Source organism: Kitasatospora sp. NPDC051705, assembly GCF_044453265.1.
Lineage (GTDB): Bacteria > Actinomycetota > Actinomycetes > Streptomycetales > Streptomycetaceae > Kitasatospora.
The window spans coordinates 202,505-217,243 of sequence record NZ_JBITCO010000007.1 but is presented as its reverse complement, the minus strand read 5'-3'; the positions used below and the strand labels follow the sequence as shown (position 1 = coordinate 217,243).

The 14,739-nt window shown below is 74.3% G+C and carries 15 protein-coding genes and 1 pseudogene; 6 read left to right on the top strand and 10 right to left on the bottom strand.

Annotated features, from left to right (window positions below; all coding sequences use genetic code 11):
• Nucleotides 1-25: 25 nt before the first annotated feature.
• The 3 genes from ACIA8Q_RS12360 (at nt 26) to ACIA8Q_RS12350 (ending at nt 2,166) form a co-directional block, all read left to right on the top strand.
• The gene (locus ACIA8Q_RS12360) at nt 26-907 is read left to right on the top strand and encodes a helix-turn-helix transcriptional regulator (protein ID WP_360210406.1); all 882 of its coding nucleotides are present in this window, start codon (nt 26-28) and stop codon (nt 905-907) included.
• Complete coding sequence (locus tag ACIA8Q_RS12355; RefSeq protein ID WP_360210408.1) at nt 900-1,625, top strand: class I SAM-dependent methyltransferase; 726 nt, start codon at nt 900-902, stop codon at nt 1,623-1,625. Before ACIA8Q_RS12360 ends, ACIA8Q_RS12355 begins: the two co-directional genes overlap by 8 nt.
• A 139-nt stretch (nt 1,626-1,764) precedes the next feature.
• Nucleotides 1,765-2,166, top strand: a complete 402-nt coding sequence (locus ACIA8Q_RS12350) for a nuclear transport factor 2 family protein (protein WP_360210410.1) — start codon at nt 1,765-1,767, stop codon at nt 2,164-2,166.
• A gap of 63 nt (nt 2,167-2,229) precedes the next feature.
• On the opposite strand, the gene ACIA8Q_RS12345 is transcribed toward ACIA8Q_RS12350, so the two are convergent.
• Together ACIA8Q_RS12345 and ACIA8Q_RS12340 are read right to left on the bottom strand one after the other, a co-directional pair.
• Nucleotides 2,230-2,601: a VOC family protein gene (locus ACIA8Q_RS12345; RefSeq protein WP_387902778.1), complete on the bottom strand. Its 372-nt coding sequence runs from the start codon at nt 2,599-2,601 to the stop codon at nt 2,230-2,232.
• Between the two features lie 46 nt (nt 2,602-2,647).
• Nucleotides 2,648-3,100, bottom strand: a pseudogene (locus ACIA8Q_RS12340) (RNA-guided endonuclease InsQ/TnpB family protein); the annotation flags it as partial.
• A 122-nt stretch (nt 3,101-3,222) separates the two neighbouring features.
• Between ACIA8Q_RS12340 and tnpA the strand changes: the two are divergent.
• Nucleotides 3,223-3,651, top strand: coding sequence for an IS200/IS605 family transposase (tnpA, locus tag ACIA8Q_RS12335; RefSeq protein ID WP_396317118.1), 429 nt, complete (start codon nt 3,223-3,225; stop codon nt 3,649-3,651).
• Between the two features lie 295 nt (nt 3,652-3,946).
• Here tnpA and ACIA8Q_RS12330 read toward each other — a convergent pair whose 3' ends face one another.
• Both ACIA8Q_RS12330 and ACIA8Q_RS12325 read right to left on the bottom strand, forming a co-directional pair.
• On the bottom strand, nt 3,947-4,282 hold the full coding sequence (locus tag ACIA8Q_RS12330; RefSeq protein WP_360210414.1) for an AzlD domain-containing protein: 336 nt from the start codon (nt 4,280-4,282) through the stop codon (nt 3,947-3,949).
• A complete protein-coding gene (locus tag ACIA8Q_RS12325; protein WP_396317173.1) occupies nt 4,275-5,018 on the bottom strand; it encodes an AzlC family ABC transporter permease in 744 nt (247 codons plus the stop codon). The genes ACIA8Q_RS12330 and ACIA8Q_RS12325 overlap by 8 nt, the downstream gene beginning before the upstream one ends.
• A gap of 219 nt (nt 5,019-5,237) precedes the next feature.
• Between ACIA8Q_RS12325 and ACIA8Q_RS12320 the strand changes: the two genes are divergently transcribed.
• On the top strand, nt 5,238-5,681 hold the full coding sequence (locus ACIA8Q_RS12320) for an Lrp/AsnC family transcriptional regulator (RefSeq protein WP_360210624.1): 444 nt from the start codon (nt 5,238-5,240) through the stop codon (nt 5,679-5,681).
• A 75-nt stretch (nt 5,682-5,756) separates the two neighbouring features.
• Here the strand turns inward: ACIA8Q_RS12320 and ACIA8Q_RS12315 are convergent, their stop codons facing one another.
• Complete coding sequence (locus ACIA8Q_RS12315) at nt 5,757-6,536, bottom strand: class I SAM-dependent methyltransferase (protein ID WP_360210418.1); 780 nt, start codon at nt 6,534-6,536, stop codon at nt 5,757-5,759.
• A gap of 351 nt (nt 6,537-6,887) precedes the next feature.
• On the opposite strand from ACIA8Q_RS12315, the gene ACIA8Q_RS12310 reads away from it, so the two are divergent.
• Nucleotides 6,888-7,442 (top strand): DUF4232 domain-containing protein, encoded by a 555-nt coding sequence (locus ACIA8Q_RS12310; protein WP_360210420.1) that lies wholly within the window; start codon nt 6,888-6,890, stop codon nt 7,440-7,442.
• On the opposite strand, the gene ACIA8Q_RS12305 is transcribed toward ACIA8Q_RS12310, so the two are convergent.
• From ACIA8Q_RS12305 to ACIA8Q_RS12285, 5 genes are all read right to left on the bottom strand, one after another.
• Nucleotides 7,420-8,733, bottom strand: a complete 1,314-nt coding sequence (locus ACIA8Q_RS12305) for an RNA-guided endonuclease InsQ/TnpB family protein (protein WP_396317117.1) — start codon at nt 8,731-8,733, stop codon at nt 7,420-7,422. The genes ACIA8Q_RS12310 and ACIA8Q_RS12305 overlap by 23 nt on opposite strands.
• A gap of 261 nt (nt 8,734-8,994) precedes the next feature.
• Nucleotides 8,995-10,359, bottom strand: coding sequence for a carotenoid oxygenase family protein (locus ACIA8Q_RS12300; RefSeq protein WP_396317116.1), 1,365 nt, complete (start codon nt 10,357-10,359; stop codon nt 8,995-8,997).
• Between the two features lie 35 nt (nt 10,360-10,394).
• The gene (locus ACIA8Q_RS12295; RefSeq protein ID WP_396317115.1) at nt 10,395-11,903 is read right to left on the bottom strand and encodes an MFS transporter; all 1,509 of its coding nucleotides are present in this window, start codon (nt 11,901-11,903) and stop codon (nt 10,395-10,397) included.
• 156 nt (nt 11,904-12,059) lie between these two features.
• Nucleotides 12,060-14,051, bottom strand: a complete 1,992-nt coding sequence (locus ACIA8Q_RS12290; protein ID WP_396317114.1) for an ATP-binding protein — start codon at nt 14,049-14,051, stop codon at nt 12,060-12,062.
• Between the two features lie 296 nt (nt 14,052-14,347).
• Nucleotides 14,348-14,665 (bottom strand): hypothetical protein, encoded by a 318-nt coding sequence (locus ACIA8Q_RS12285; protein ID WP_396317113.1) that lies wholly within the window; start codon nt 14,663-14,665, stop codon nt 14,348-14,350.
• Nucleotides 14,666-14,739 lie beyond the last annotated feature (74 nt).

The window sequence follows — 14,739 nt, the reverse complement described above, 5'->3', positions numbered from 1 at the left end:
CGGAGAGGGACCCTAGGGTGGGGGCGTGACGGACAACCAGCTGGGAGAGTTCCTGCGCGCCCGCCGTGCGGCCCTGCGGCCGCAGGACGCGGGTGTGGTGAGCCACGGGACGCGCAGGGTCGCCGGACTGCGCCGGGAGGAGGTCGCCGTCCTGGCCGGGGTGAACGCGGACTACTACACCCGCCTCGAACAGGGCCGCGAACGCCACCCCTCGGCCCAGGTCATCGACGCGCTCGGCCGCGCCCTGCAGCTGGGCCCGGACGAGCAGGCGCACCTGCACCAGGTGGCGGAGACGGTGCCGGGCAACCGGTTCGCCCACACCACGGACCTGGTCAGCCCCGCCCTGCGCCAACTACTGGACGGCTACCCGGCCGCCCCCGCGTTCGTCGTCAACCGGACCCTGGACGTCCTGGCGGCCAACGCCCTGGCCGAGGCCCTGCACTCGCCCTTCGAGCGGATGGACGACCTCGCCTCGATGGTCTTCCTCGACCCGGCGGGCCGGCAGTTCTACGAACGGTGGGGCCACACCGCCCAGGCCGTCGTCGGCCACCTGCGGCAGGCCGCCGGGCTCGACCCCGGCAGCCCCCGGCTGCAGGAGCTCGTCCGCACCCTCACCGCGCACAGCACCGACTTCACCCGCCTGTGGGAGTCCCACACCGTACGCGGCAAGACCCAGGAGGCCAAGCACTTCCTGCACCCGGACGTCGGCCCGCTCACCCTCACCTACCAGGCCTTCGACGTGCGCGACGCACCCGGCCAGCAACTCGTCGTCTACCAGGCCGAACCCGGCAGCCCCAGCGCCCGGGCCCTCGCCCTGCTCGGCTCCCTCCACGCCACCTCGGCCCGGGCCACCTCCGGGCAGGCCCGGGCCACCGCCGGAGAGGCCCAGGGCCGTTCGCATGGCTGACGAGTGCTTCGGGCACCCGCGGCTCGCCGCCGTCCACGACGCCCTCGACCCCGACCGCACCGACCTGGACGCCTACCTGCTGATGGTGGAGGAGTTCGGCGCGCGTCGGGTCCTGGACATCGGCTGCGGCACCGGGGTGTTCGCACTGCTGCTGGCCGGGCGCGGCATCGAGGTGACCGGGGTCGATCCGGCCGCGGCGTCCATCGACGTGGCCAGGGCCAAACCGGGCGGCCACCGGGTGCGCTGGATCCACGGCGACGCCGACGATCTGCCGCCGCCAGCCGTCGACCTGGCGACGATGACGGCCAACGTCGCCCAGGCGATCGCCGACCCGCCCGCCTGGCGGCGCACCCTGCGGGGAGCCCGGGAGGCGCTGCGCCCCGGCGGGCGCCTGGTGTTCGAGACCCGCGATCCGGCGGCCCGGGCCTGGGAGGAGTGGACCCGGGAGCGCTCCCACCGCGTCACCGAAGTCCCCGGCGCCGGGCCGGTGGAGAGCTGGGTGGAGCTGGTCGAGGTGCGCGGGCCGCTGGTGGCGTTCCGCTGGACGTACGTGTTCGGCGCGGACGGGCAGGTGCTGACCTCGGACTCGACGCTGCGATTCCGGGAGCGGGCGGAGGTCGAGGCGGACCTGGCGGCCGCCGGCCTGGTACTGGAGGAGGTGCGCGGCGCGCCGGACCGGCCGGGGCGGGAGCTGGTGTTCGTGGCCCGGCGCCCGTAGGCCCTGGTGGGGCGCGCGGAACCTGGTGGGGCGTGCGGCCAGGCTCCACAACCCCGGCCGCGCCGGGCGGGCCGACGCGCTTCCCCGGCGCCACGAACGAGCGCCGCCGGGCGGCGGCACCCGGGATAGCGTCCCGCCCATGACCTCCTCCCCCGCGCAGCCCGCGGACCCCACCGATCCCGACGTCGCCCTCGTGCTGGCCGCCTACGCCGCCTACGCCCGGGGCGACATCGACACCGCCGTCGCCGACCTGCACCCCGACGTGGACTGGGTGGAGCCCGAGGAGTTCCCCAACGGGGGCGTGCACCGGGGCCGGGACGCCGTGCACAAGTACCTGAGCGCCTCGTACGCGATGTGGGGCGAGATGCACTCGGAGCCGACCGCCTACCGGCGCGGCGAGGACGTCGTCATCGTCCACCACGTGCACGGCGTGCTCACCGACGGCAGCCCGCTGGACATCACCGCCGCCGACGTCTTCACCCTGCGCGACGGCCTGGTGGTCGCCATGCACGCCCACGCGGACCCGGCCGAGGTGCTGTAACCGCCTCGGGAGCGCCCCGGCCGGATGCCGACGCGGCGCCCGGCCGGGCCGGACGGTCGACCGTCACAGGGGGCTGAGCCGGGTGCGCAGGAGGCAGAACTCGTTGCCCTCCGGGTCGGCCAGGACGTGCCAACTCTCCTCGCCGCTCTGGCCGATGTCGACGGGGCGGGCGCCGAGGGCGAGCAGGCGCTCGAGTTCGGCGTCCTGGTCGCGGTCGGTGGCGTTGACGTCGATGTGCATCCGCAGCTTCCCGGTGCGCGGGTCCTCGCTCGGGCTGAACAGGAGGGTGGGCTGCGGGCCGCCGGGGACGGACCCGGGCGGGCCGATCTCGATGCTCCCGTCGTCGTCCCGGTCGAGTTCGACGTAACCGAGGACCTCGCGCCAGAACGCGGCGAGCCGCTCGGGATCGGCGGCGTCGATGACCAGTTCACTGATGCGGCATGCCGTGACTCCTCCCCGGCGTAAACGCCGGGGCTTCTCGTTAAGCCGATACGGCTTCGCGACGGGCCAGCCCGGCCCGTAGAACGTTGATGGCTCCCACTGTGTCGGCGTGTGCCTGGTGGCCGCAGCTGACGCAGTGGAAGGTTTCCTGGGTGGGCCGGTTCTCCTTCGCGGTGTGCCCGCAGGGAGGGCAGGTGCGGGAGGTGTTGCGGGGGTCCACGGCGATCACTTCCCGTCCGGCGCTTTCAGCCTTGGCGTGCAGGATCGTCAGGAACACCCCCCATCCGGCATCCGAGATCGAGTGGTTGAGGCCGGCCTTGGCCGCCGCGCCGTTGGGCAGGAAGGTGTCCGGCGTCTCGGGGTCGGGCTTCGGTGCGGGGGACCACAGCATGTTACGGATCTTGAGGTCTTCGTGCGCGATGAAGTCATGCTGACGCACGAGGCCGAGTGCAGTCTTGTGGGCGTGGTCGAGGCGTTGGCGGCGCACCTTGCGTCCCGCAACATCTCGGCAAGTGCTTGCTGCTGGCCCACGGTGGGCCGCATGAGGAACTTGTACGCACGGATCATCCGGCCCACCCCCCTCCAAGGCCGACATGACCACACGACACTTGGCCCATGTCACCACGCTGGGAACCAGACCCCGATATACGGCGGGGAAACCACGTCGCCCACAACCTGCACGCGCACTTGATGTTCGTCACCAAGTACCGGCGTGAGATCTTCGATGACGCCATGCTGACCCGCTGCGAAGCCATCATGCGGGACGTGTGCGACAGCTTCGGTGCGGAGCTGCGCGAGTTCAACGGCGAAGGCGATCACGTCCACCTGCTGGTGCACTACCCGCCGAAGGCCGCCCTGTCCAGACTGGTCAACAGCCTCAAGGGCGTCAGTTCTCGGTACCTGCGCGCCGAGTACACCGGGCGCATCAACCGGACCGGGACGGGGTCCGTGTTCTGGGCACCCTCGTACTTCGCCGCATCCTGCGGCGGAGCGCCGCTCAGCATCGTCAAGGAGTACATCGAAGGCCAGAAGCGGCCCGTCTGACCGTCACTCCGGAGCCGCAGCCAACTCCGCCGCTTCGCGGCTCCGGGCCAAGGATCGCATTCCCGCCCGGCCTGAAGGCCGGGATTCCCTGCGAAGATCGGGGGATGGACCGTCACTCTAGTTCCGCGGCGGACGGTTTCCCTGTGCGCGGTGTCGTCGCGTTTCCGGGGCCGGAATACGCCGGTCGGCCGCCGCGTGGCGGGCGTTCCCCGGACGGCGGGCGAGGTTTCCTCGAAGGCGTCAAGCCTATTCCGGGGAAAAGTGGTTGGCGGAAATCCGGGGCGTGCCGCCGGCCTCAGGGGTGGGCGAAGAGGGTGCTGGCGAGGGCGACGTGGACGGCGGTGCCGCCGAGGATGCTCAGGACGGCGTTGCGCCGCCACAGGTGCAGGCCCAGGGTGGCGGCCAGGGCGAGCAGGGTGGGGGCGGCCCGGACGGGGCTGGTGAGGGGGAGGTCGCGCAGGGCGTAGACGGTGAGGATCACCATCACGCCGACCGGCATCCGGGCGCTCAGGTAGTGGAGCACCGCGCTGGCCCGCAGCGGGGCGAGGGCGGCGAAGGGCAGCGCACGCAGGCCCCAGGTGACGGCGACGGACACGCCGATGGCGGCCAGCAGGTAGGACGTGTCAGGCACGGGTCGGCTCCTTCGCGGCGGCGGTACGGCGGCCGTCTGCGGTGCGGTGCCCGGCGGGGCCGCGGCGTCCGGCGAGGGCGCGGCGTCCGGCGAGGGCGCGGCGGGCCAGCAGGGCGGCGGTGAACAGCGCGGTGGCGGCCAGCAGCATCTGGCCGGGCAGGACGAAGCGCGCGGCGAGGGCGCAGACCAGGGCCAGCGCCGGGGTGGGGATGTCGCGCCGGGCCCGGAAGGCGTCGACGGCCAGGACGACGAACAGGGCGGTGAGCGCGAAGTCGAGGCCGACGAGCTTCGCCGGCACCAGCGCCCCGAAGAGGGCTCCGGCGGTGCCGCCGGCGACCCAGTAGGCCTGGCAGAGCACCTGGAGCCAGATGATGCGCCGCCCGCTCCAGGAACGCGCCTGCTCGCCGGTGGTCAGGGCGTAGGCCTCGTCGGTCATGGCGAAGGTGCTGTACGCCCGGCCGAAGCGGCCGCCGACCCGGTGCAGGGGGAAGGAGAGGGCGTAGAAGACGTGCCGGAAGTTCACCAGGAACGCGGTCAGGGCGATCTGGGCGAGCGGGGTGACCGCGACGACGAGCCCGATCAGCAGGAATTCCAGCGACCCGGCGTAGACCAGCGCGGTGAAGGCGGTGGCCCACCACCAGCTCAGGCCCGCGTGGGCGACCAGCACGCCGAAGGCGATGCCGAGCGGGAACAGGCCCAGGCCGACGGAGCTGGAGTCCCGGAGCGCGGCGGCCAGGTCCGCCCGGGCGCTCGGCGCGGCGGTGTCGGGCTCGTCGGCGTGGGATCCGGCGGCGTTCGGTCCGGGGGTGTGCGGTCCGGCGGCGGGAGGGGGCGGCGGAACGGGACGGGTGAGCGTCCCGCCTGGTGCGGAATCCATGAGGGAAATTCTAGGACGAATTCCGGGTAATATGGTTTCCAATAATTGCCCGGGAGTAGCACTGTGAGCAACAAAGAAATGCTGGACGGCGTCGATCGTGAAATTTTGTTCCACCTGCGCCAGGACGGCCGGCTGACCAACGTCGAACTGGCCAAGCGGGTCGGCCTCACCCCGCCGCCGTGCCTGCGCCGGGTGAAGCGGCTGGAGGAGGCCGGGATCATCGCCGGATACCGGGCCCGGATCGACCCGGCGGCGGCCGGGCGGGGCTTCGACGTGGTGGTCGCGGTCGAGATCGGCGTCAACGACCTCCAGACGGTGGAGGAGTTCGAGTCGACGGTGGCCTCCTACGAGGAGGTGATCGAGTTCCGCCGGCTCTTCGGCCGGCCCGACTACTTCGTCCGGGTCGCGGTCGCCGACCACGCCGCCTACGAGAGCTTCCTCACCGCCCGGTTGATGGGGCTGCCGGCCGTAGCCCGGGTGGACTCGCACCTGACCATGAAGATCATCAAGGGCGACGGCTGACGGGCCCGCCGTCACGGCGCCGCGGGCCCACCGGCAGTTGTCGGCGGCGGCCCAGGGCTGTGACGGCCGGCGGCCTCAGAGCCGCCGGGTGCGCAGCACGCCGGTGCGCATCGGGAGGGTGAACCCGCCGTGGGCGGTCTCCGGCCGGTCCGCGAGGAAGGCGCGGATCCGGGCGAGGGCGTCCTCCCGTTCCGGTTCCGGCATGACGATCATCCCCGCGCGCGTGGCGAGGGTGTCGACCAGGGTGTCGGCGGTGCGGTGCTGCCCGTGCGGGAAGTCGGCCTGCTCCGGCGAGCCGAACCGGGCGGGCGCGCCGGCCCCGGGCAGGTGCATGTGCGCCGTCGCGGCGCGCCAGCTCGCGGGGGTATCGCGGGGGCCGACGGCCGCGCTCCCGGCGACCCGGGCGAGCCCGGCGACCCAGGGGACCTGGTCGTCCATCAGGTTCCACAGGCCGGCCAGGACGCCGCCCGGGGCGAGGACCCGGGCGATCTCGGGCCCGGCGACGGCCATGTCGAACCAGTGCATGGCGTTGCCGGCCAGCACCGCGTCGACGGAGGCGTCGGGCAGCGGGATCGCCTCCGCGCTGCCCGGCAGGGCGCGGACGTCCGGCAGGCGGCGGCGCAGCTCGGCCAGCATCGCCGGGTCGGGTTCGACGGCGGTGACGTCGGCGCCCAGGGCGGCCAGGACGGCAGTCAGCTTGCCGGTTCCGGCGCCGAGGTCGAGCACGCGGGGGCCGGGGGCGGCTTCGAGCGCCCAGTGCACCGCGGCCCGGGCGTAGTCGGGGCGGTGCTCGGCGTAGGCGGTGGCGGCCGCGCCGAAGGAGGAGGCGTGCCGTGACTGTTCGTCATGATCCATACGGGTGAGGCTAACCGCGCGGACGGGGGTCGGCCAGACCCTCGCGGGCGGGGGCAACCGCCGGGCCGGTCCCGGTGTCTTCCTTGCTGACTGACGATGCACAGCCAGGCCGGGCGGGGGCGGCCCGTCGGCTGTCCTGATGATCCGGGGGGATCCATGGGTTCGCGTTCCCTGTTGACGGTTTCGGTGTCCGCGCTGCTGGCCGGGCTCACTCTGACGGCCTGCGGGGCCGGCGGCGGTTCGGCTTCCGCTTCCGGCTCCGCGGCCACTTCGACGGCCGGCTCCACGGCCGGTTCGCCGAAGGCCGAGGCCGCCGCGCCGGTGTCCGAAACGCCGGTGTCCGCAGCACCGGTGTCCGCAGCACCGCTCGCGGGCCAGTCCACGGCCGCGCCCACGGGGCGGCCCGGCACGCCGGCCACCACCGGTGCGACGACCGGCTCCGGACCCGGCTCCGGCGGGCCGCAGGACGGCAGGTGCCGCGGCGAGGAGCTGACGTGGACGCTCACCCGGCTCACCGCCGAGGGCAGCGCCGACCGGGACCCGGCGAACGCCGAACTCGTCGCCCTCAACTCCGGCTCCCACGCCTGCACGCTGGCCGGCTACCCGAGGCTCGAGTTCCACCTGGGCAAGGGGCCGAAGGCCACCGGGGCCGGCAGGGGCGGCCCCGCCACGCTGGCGCTGGGCCCCGGCAAGCGGGCGGTGTTCGCCCTGCGCTACTCGGAGATGAACGGCAAGGGGCCGGACAGCGGGAACTGCAACCCGCTGGTGACCGCCGGCGCCGCCGAGGTGACCGCGCCGGGCGGGGGCGCCGAGGTCCGCGTCCCGGTGGTGGACCAGGCCGGCAAGCCGGCCCGGGTCACCGTCTGCGGCCAGGAGGTCCGGATCAGCCCGCCCACCGCCCGGTAGTCACTCCGTGCGCCAGTCCGCGGCTCCCGCAGGGCCACTGATTGACGTCCTCCCCGCCCCAAGGGGCGGGAATTCCGGCCGCGTGCACCGTGCGGGTGCGTGTGGCCGGCGGTTGGCGCTTCCCGGACCGGGCATTCCCGAGGTCTCCACGCCCTGACACCGCATGTCCTGCGGCGTTGAGGATGTTCTTCGCGGCGTTCACGTCGGCGTGGTCCTGGTGTCCGCAGGCGGTGCACTCGAAGACCGCTTGGCTCTTGCGGCTTTTCGGGTCCACGTTCTTGCAGGCGTGGCAGGTCTGTGACGTGTACGCGGGATTGACCAGCACCACACTGGTGCCGGTGGTGCGCGCCGCATTGCGGAGCGCCTGTTCCAGCAAGTGCCAGCCCTTGTCCAGGATGGCGCGGTTGAGTCCGGCCTTCTGCCGCACGTTGCGGCCGGGCTTATCCCGGGTGCCGGCCGCCGACGCGGTCATGTCGCGGATACGGAGGTCCTCGAGCACCACGACGGCGTTGCGGGTGGCCAGCGTGCTGGCCGTCTGTGCGCAGAAGTCGGCGCGGCGGTTGCGCACGCGGCCGGTGATGGCGTTGATCTTCTCCAGCACGCGGTGGCGGCGGTTGCTGCCGCGCTTGCATCGGGCGAGCTGCTGCTGCAGACAGCGCAACCGCTTCCGCTCACCGGTGGTGACGAAAGACCGGTCGTGAAAGCCACCCGCACTGGTGGTCACGGCGACCCGGACACCCCGGTCCACACCCACGGCGGTGGCCGGCATCGCATGGCGTTGCGCTGGACTTCTTCCGTCCTCCACCAGGAAGGAGATGTACCAGTGCCGCCCTCGCCGGGTGACCGTCGCCGACCGCACCTCACCACCGAGCGGCCGGGACCAGCGGAACCGGACCCAGCCCAGCTTCGGCAGCTTCGCCCGGCCCCACCGGCGGCCGATGCGCTCCACGGTGATGCGTCTCCCCGCCGGGAACCGGAACGAGGGCAGCCAACGCGTCTTGGAGCGCCATCTGACGTTGAAGGTGCCGTTGTCCCGGCATGCCCGGTCCAGATCCCGAAGCGTCTGCTGCAGCACGTCGGCCGGCGCCTCCCCCAGCCAGGGGAACTCCCGCTTCGCTGCGGCCATCTCGGCGGCCTGTGGCACGTAGTTCATCCACGCACCGCGCCGGCGGTACTCGCGACGCTGTTCCAGGGCGGTGTTCCACACCGAACGGCACAGGCCACCGAAGATCTCGCACAACTCGGCTTGATTCGTGTCGAGTTCAAGCCGGTACTTACGTCCGGACAGCAAAGGAACACCTCCCGTCATCCATGGCTGAGGAACCTAGCGCACGCCACTGACATTGATGCCGGGTCGTCATGCCCCCTCTTCACGGCCGAGATTTCGGGAGACGGGCCATAATCCGTCGGCAGAACGGGCGGGCCCCGCCGGGCGGTGGGGGAGGTCGCTCGGCGGGGCCCGGCGCGGCCCGGGGGCCACGCGGTCAGGTGGTCGGGTGGCCGGGCGCCCGGGACCGGGCGGGTGGCCGGGACCGGTCGGGGCGCCGGCCGGTCAGGCGGCGGGGCGGTCGGCCGGGGTGTCGGGGATCCAGGAGCCGTGGATGCCGCCGGGCACCCGGTGCGGCAGGTGGACGGCGGCGACCCGGTCGAGGCCGCAGGCGTCGAGGACCAGCAGCTGCGAGGCGTCCTGCTTGAGGTCGGAGACGACGGTGAGCAGGTAGCCGTCGTCCTCGCGGGTGGCTCCGGCGGCGGGGACGAAGACCGCCTCGCTCGGCAGCCGGGCGTCGCCGATCTGGTGGATGCGGCGGGCGCCGGTGGAGCGGTCGTACTTGACCACGCCGTAGCCGCCGAAGCCCTGCTCGTCGGGGAAGGAGACGGCGTACTGGTAGCGGTTCTCGACGCCCTGGTACTGCTCGTTGAGGGTCGGGAACTCCACCGCCAGGTCGTCGATGATCTGCTCGTCGACGGTGCCGGCGACCGGGTCGATCACCCAGCGGCGGGTGAAGGAGCGGGTGTTGGGCTCGGTGCCGCGCCCGGGGGCGCCGACCCACCAGTTCCAGGAGAGCCGGAAGCCCTCGCGGTCGACGGTCGGGCCCTCCAGGATGATGCGGCCCCGGCCGTCCTCGTAGGCGTTGGAGACGTGCAGCATGTTGCCGGGCTCGATGGAGAACCAGCGCACGTGCCGGGCGCCGTCCTCGCCGCGGGGCATCACGCCGATGCGGGCGGGCTGGTCGTCGCGCCAGGCGTAGGGGATGCCGGAGTGCTCCTGCGGGTCGAAGGTGACGTTGCCCTCGATGAAGATGACGTGGCGGCGCGTGAGGGCGAAGTCGTGCTTGAGGGCGGCGCTCGCGCCGGGGACCTCGGCGCTGTGGACGAGCTGCCCCTTGGCGTCGACGACGTGGTGGACGAGGTACGGCGGGATCGGCGAGGAGCCGAAGAAGTGCAGCTCGCCGGTGACCGGGTCCTCCTTGGGGTGGGCGGTCATCGCGGTGCGCAGCTTGCCGTCGAAGTCGTAGGCGCCGACGGTCTCCAGCTCCGGGGTGAGTTCGAAGGGGAGGTTGGCCTCGCAGAGGGCGAGCAGGCGGCCGGCGTGCTCGATGACGTGGGTGCCGGCGGTGCTGGCGGTGAGGTCGGGGCCGGTCTCGGTCATGTAGGGGGCGCCGTCGAGGGCGGGGGTGTGGACCCAGCGGTTGCGGTACCACTCGGCGCGGCCGGCGCGCAGGCGGATGCCGTGGACCATGCCGCTGCCCTTGAACCAGTGGGTGGGGGTGATGCCGGGCTTGGGGTTGTGGCCGTTGCGCAGCAGTCGGCCGGTGAGTTCGGGCGGCAGGGTGCCCTCGACGGTCAGGTCGGTGGCGGTGACTTCGTCGACGAGGGGGGTGTAGTGGCCGGTCAGGTAGGGCTTGGCGGTGGTCATGGCGGGTTTCTTCCTCCGGGTGGAGCGGGTGGACGTCAGATTGCTTGCTGTGCTGATGACTTGGTGTTTCGGGTGAGGATCCAGGCGAGGGCGGCGGTGGCGGCCAGCAGGGCGGCCGAGGCGGTGAAGGCGGCGCGGTAGCCGGCGGTGAGGGCCTCCGGGTGGGGGGTGTGGGTGGCGGCGTGGGCGGTGACGGAGCCGGCGAGGGTGGCCAGGGCGGCCAGTCCGATGGCGCCGCCGACCTGGCGGGTGGTGTTGACCAGTCCGCCGGCCAGTCCGGTGTCCTGGGGCGGCAGGCCTCCGACGGCGAAGGCGGTGAGCTGGACGAAGGCGGTGCTCAGGCCGAGGCCGACGAGGACGCTGGGGCCCAGGACGTCGGTGAGGTAGCCGCCGTGGGCATCGATGCGGGACAGCCACAGCAGGCCAGCGGCCTCGGTGGCCAGGGCGGCGGTGACCGTCGCCCGGGCGCCGATCCGGCGGGACAGTCGCGGGGCGAGCGCGGAGCCGAGCATGTTGGCTGCGGCGAGGGGGAGTTGGCCGACTCCGGTGAGCAGCGGTCCTGATCCGAGGACCTGCTGCTGGTACAGCGGCAGGAAGTAGAACAGGGCGATCCAGACGGATCCCAGCAGGGCCATCAGGAGGTTGCCGGCGGCCACCCGGCCGGTGGTGAGCAGGCGTGGCGGGATCAGCGGGTCCGGTCCGCCGCGGGCGCGGCGCAGCTGGAGGGCGGCGAAGGCGGCGAGGAGGGTGGCGGCGGCGAGGAGGGCGGCCAGGACCGGGGTGTCGCTCCAGCCGGCGGCGCGGGCGGTGGTCAGGCCCCAGACGAGGCAGGTCAGGGCGAGGGTGACGGTGGCGGTGCCGAGCAGGTCGAGGCGGCCGGTGCGGCGGTCGGCGGTGCGGTGGTCGGCGGTGCGCGGTAGGAGGGCCACGGTGGCGGCGAGGACCAGCAGGGTGCCGAGGGCGACGCAGTGGAAGATCCACGGCCAGCCCCAGGCCTGGGTGAGGGCGCCGCCCAGCAGGACGCCGCCCGCTCCCCCGGCGCCGGAGACGGCGCCCCAGACGCCGAGGGCGCGGCCGCGGCCGGGGCCGGGCGGGAAGAGGTCCATGGTCAGGGCGAGCGCGGCGGGGGCGACGGCGGCGGCGCCGAGGCCCTGGACGGCGCGGGCGGCGATCAGGGCGGCGGGGGTGGTGGCGAGGCCCGCGGCGAGCGAGGCGGCCGCGAACAGGGCGAGGCCGGTGGTGAGCACCCGGCGGCGGCCGAACAGGTCGGCGGCCCGCCCGCCCGCCAGGAGCAGGGCGCCGAAGGCCAGGCCGTAGGCGTTGACGACCCAGGTGGTGCCGGTGTCGGAGAGGCCGACGCCGGTGCGGATCCGGGGCAGGGCCACGTTCACGATCGAGGTGGCGAGCATGACGGTGAACTGGGCCGCGGCGAGCACCGCGAGCGCGGCCCCCGGCCGCCGGGCTGACGGCGCCCGCGGGGCCGGGGGTGCGCCGGGGGCGGGGGCGGCGGCGGTGCGCCCCGGCGGTGTGCGGTGGGGGGTCATGACGGACACCCTGGTGCGGGGCGGTGTCCACTCTCCAGGCCCGGCGGGGGCGGGGACTGTCCACTGCTGTCCGCGGCTGTCCACCGAGCACGCCGGCCGGCGCGGCCCCGCTCCCCCGCGGCCGCGCCGGACCCGTCCAACCCGCCGGACCCGCCGTCACCGCGTCCCGTGCAGCTCCCGGCGCCACAGGGCCTCGCAGAGCAGGTCCAGCCCCTGGCGCAGGTGGCGCCGGTAGGTGCCGTACGGGAGGCCGAGGCGGCGGGCGGCGGCCTCCTGGGTCGGGGCGCCGGAGAAGTGGCCCGCCGTCAGGGCCTCGCGGGCGCGCACGCCGCGCGGGTCGCCGGCGAGGTCGTCGACGGCCCGGCGCAGCAGGGCGCGCAGGTCCTCGGCGGGGTCGGCGAGGTCGGCGGCCAGGCGGGTGCGGGTCAGGGCGCAGGCGGCGAAGGCGGACGGGTCCCGCCAGTGGGCCAGTGCCTCGCGCACGGCCTGGTCGAAGGCGCTGCGGGAGAGGGCGGAGGGGCCGGGCCGGGCGGGGGCGTCGGTGGCGTCGAGGAAGCGGCCGAGCCAGGCCTCGACGCCCTCCTCCCGCCAGTCGACGCCGAACACGCCGTAGGTGTGCTCGCCGACGAGCGGCCGGGCCCCGGTGTCCTCCAGGGTGCCCTTGACGCGTTCGGCCCAGGTGTCGGCGTCGCGCCAGACGGCGAAGCCGTAGGCGCGGCCGTGGGCCCGGGCGGCCTCGGCCTGGGCGCGGGAGCTGCTGAGGTCGATGACGCGCGAGGGGAGCTGGTACTGCTCGGGGTAGACGGTGAAGCGGCTGACGCCGATGTGTTCGCCGGGGCGGACGGGTGCGGTGGCCTCGGTGTGGGCCCAGGCGGCCGCGACGACGGGGTCGGTGGCCAGGTCGAGGGGGTCGGCGGGGGCCGGCAGGACGAGGCGGGCGGTGAACGCGACGGTCTCGCCCGTGCTGACGCGGCGGTAGACGCTGAAGGCCTGCGGCTGGCGGCGCATCCAGTAGTGGGCCAGTTCGGCGGAGGCGGGGCCCTCGGTCCGTTCGGCCATCCGCAGCACGGTGTCGGTGTCCTCGGGGCGCAGGGGGCAGTCGTGCACCTCGTCCTCGCGGGACCAGGTGCGCAGCCGGGTGAGGACGGGGCTCTCGCGGAAGAGGTAGAACAGCTCGTCGGTGACGGTCCGGACGCGTTCCTCGGGGGCTTCGCGCAGCAGGCGCAGGTATTCCTGGGCGAGGCGTCGGCGGATCGTCTCGAAGGCGTTGGGGGCGCGCCAGCGCAGGTCGGCGGTGAGGGTTTCGCGGGCGGCGTCGTGCGGGTGCAGGCCGCGGGGGGTGGATTCCATGAAGGGCAGGTCGCGCAGCCAGCCGAAGAGGGGGTGGGCGTCCTCGTCGGGCAGGACGGCGGCGAGCAGTTCCTCGGAGGTGGCGTGGGCCTGGGCGGCGACTTCCAGGGCGCGGCGGTGGGCGGCCGTCGGGACTTCGCCGATCAGGCCGGTGAGCAGGGTGCGCAGGAGGTCGGCGGAGGGGGCCCAGACCTCCTCCCGGTTCCAGCCGGTGGAGCCGGCGGCCGCGGCGAGGGAGAGCGCGAGCGGGTTGCCGCCGGCGAAGCCGAGGACGCGTTCGCGCAGTTCGGGCCGGACCCTGGCGGTGGTGAGCAGGCTGCGGGCCTGGTCGTCGGAGAAGGGCTGCAGTTCGCGGACGTCGAGCAGGCCGGCCCAGGCGGGGTCGGCGGTCCACTGGGGCTGGGGTGGGAGGCGGCCGGCCAGGACGACCAGGGTGTCGTCGGCGGCGCGGGGCAGGAAGCGCTGCCACAGCCAGGTCTCCAGCCACTGGCAGTGTTCGAAGGAGTCGACGAGGAGGACGGTGCCGGGGGTGCCGAGGAAGCCGGCGGCCGCGTGTTCGAAGTCGGCCGGGTCGCGGCTGACGAAGCGTCCGTCGAGTTCGAGGAGCGGGCGGCCCGCGGTGCGGGCGCGGTCGGCGAGGGTGCGCAGCAGGGCGGACTTGCCGATGCCGCCGGGGCCGAAGGCGTAGAACGCGAAGGGTGCGTGCGGGTCCCCGGCCAGGGCGCGGGTGAAGCGGCCGAGTTCCTCCTCGCGGCCGATGAAGGCCCGGGCCCGGGTCCTGCTCAGTCTCTCTCCCACGGACGCCACGCGGGCTCCCTCCCCTGGTGCGGCCCGGGCTGGTCCGCCCGGGGTCCCCGTCGGTCCGGCCGGGCGGGGGCCGACGCGTGCACGGGGTGCGGGTGCGTGGCGGCGCGGGCGGTTTCGGCCGTCCTGGTCGGCATGCACCTGCCCGGATTGAAGCACCGGGCCGGGGCGGCCCCGGAACCGGGCCCGGCGTCGGGGCGGGGCCGCGACCTGCGGGGAGCGGGGCCGGCACGGCCGGCGTGCCGGCCCCGCCCGTACTGACGGACCGTCAAGAACGGTGCGGTCAGGGGTCAGCCGGTGGTGCGCTGGGCGGCGTAGCGCTCGGCGGCGTCCGCGAGCCCGCGCACGCGCCAGTCGTCCTCGCCGCCGTGGTGGTCGGCGATGGCCCTTCGGGCGGACTCGAGGTCGCCGCCCAGCAGTTCGCAGACGATCACCAGGGAGTCGGCGGTCCCCGTGTGCCGCTCGGAGGTGCGCCGCAGGACGGCGTCCAGGCCCTCCTCGGCCAGCACCGGCCGCAGTTCGCCGATCAGCGGTGCCAGCCAGCGGGCGCGCAGCAGGACGACGGACGCGGGCCGTCGAGGGGGGCGCGCGGGGAAGCCAAACGCCACGCCAGGGTCCGCACTCCAGTTCCACCCACTTGGCGGACGCGCGGACTGGTTGTCGGTCATCGCAGATCGATAGC

What these genes read in the sequence shown, in the direction of transcription:
- ACIA8Q_RS12355 (WP_360210408.1), top strand. Translation starts at nt 900, where the DNA reads ATGGCTGACGAGTGCTTCGGGCACCCGCGGCTCGCCGCCGTCCACGAC.
- ACIA8Q_RS12350 (WP_360210410.1), top strand. Translation starts at nt 1,765, where the DNA reads ATGACCTCCTCCCCCGCGCAGCCCGCGGACCCCACCGATCCCGACGTC.
- tnpA (WP_396317118.1), top strand. Translation starts at nt 3,223, where the DNA reads ATGTCACCACGCTGGGAACCAGACCCCGATATACGGCGGGGAAACCAC.
- ACIA8Q_RS12320 (WP_360210624.1), top strand. Translation starts at nt 5,238, where the DNA reads ATGCTGGACGGCGTCGATCGTGAAATTTTGTTCCACCTGCGCCAGGAC.
- ACIA8Q_RS12315 (WP_360210418.1), bottom strand. Translation starts at nt 6,536, where the DNA reads ATGGATCATGACGAACAGTCACGGCACGCCTCCTCCTTCGGCGCGGCC.
- ACIA8Q_RS12300 (WP_396317116.1), bottom strand. Translation starts at nt 10,359, where the DNA reads ATGACCACCGCCAAGCCCTACCTGACCGGCCACTACACCCCCCTCGTC.
- ACIA8Q_RS12295 (WP_396317115.1), bottom strand. Translation starts at nt 11,903, where the DNA reads ATGACCCCCCACCGCACACCGCCGGGGCGCACCGCCGCCGCCCCCGCC.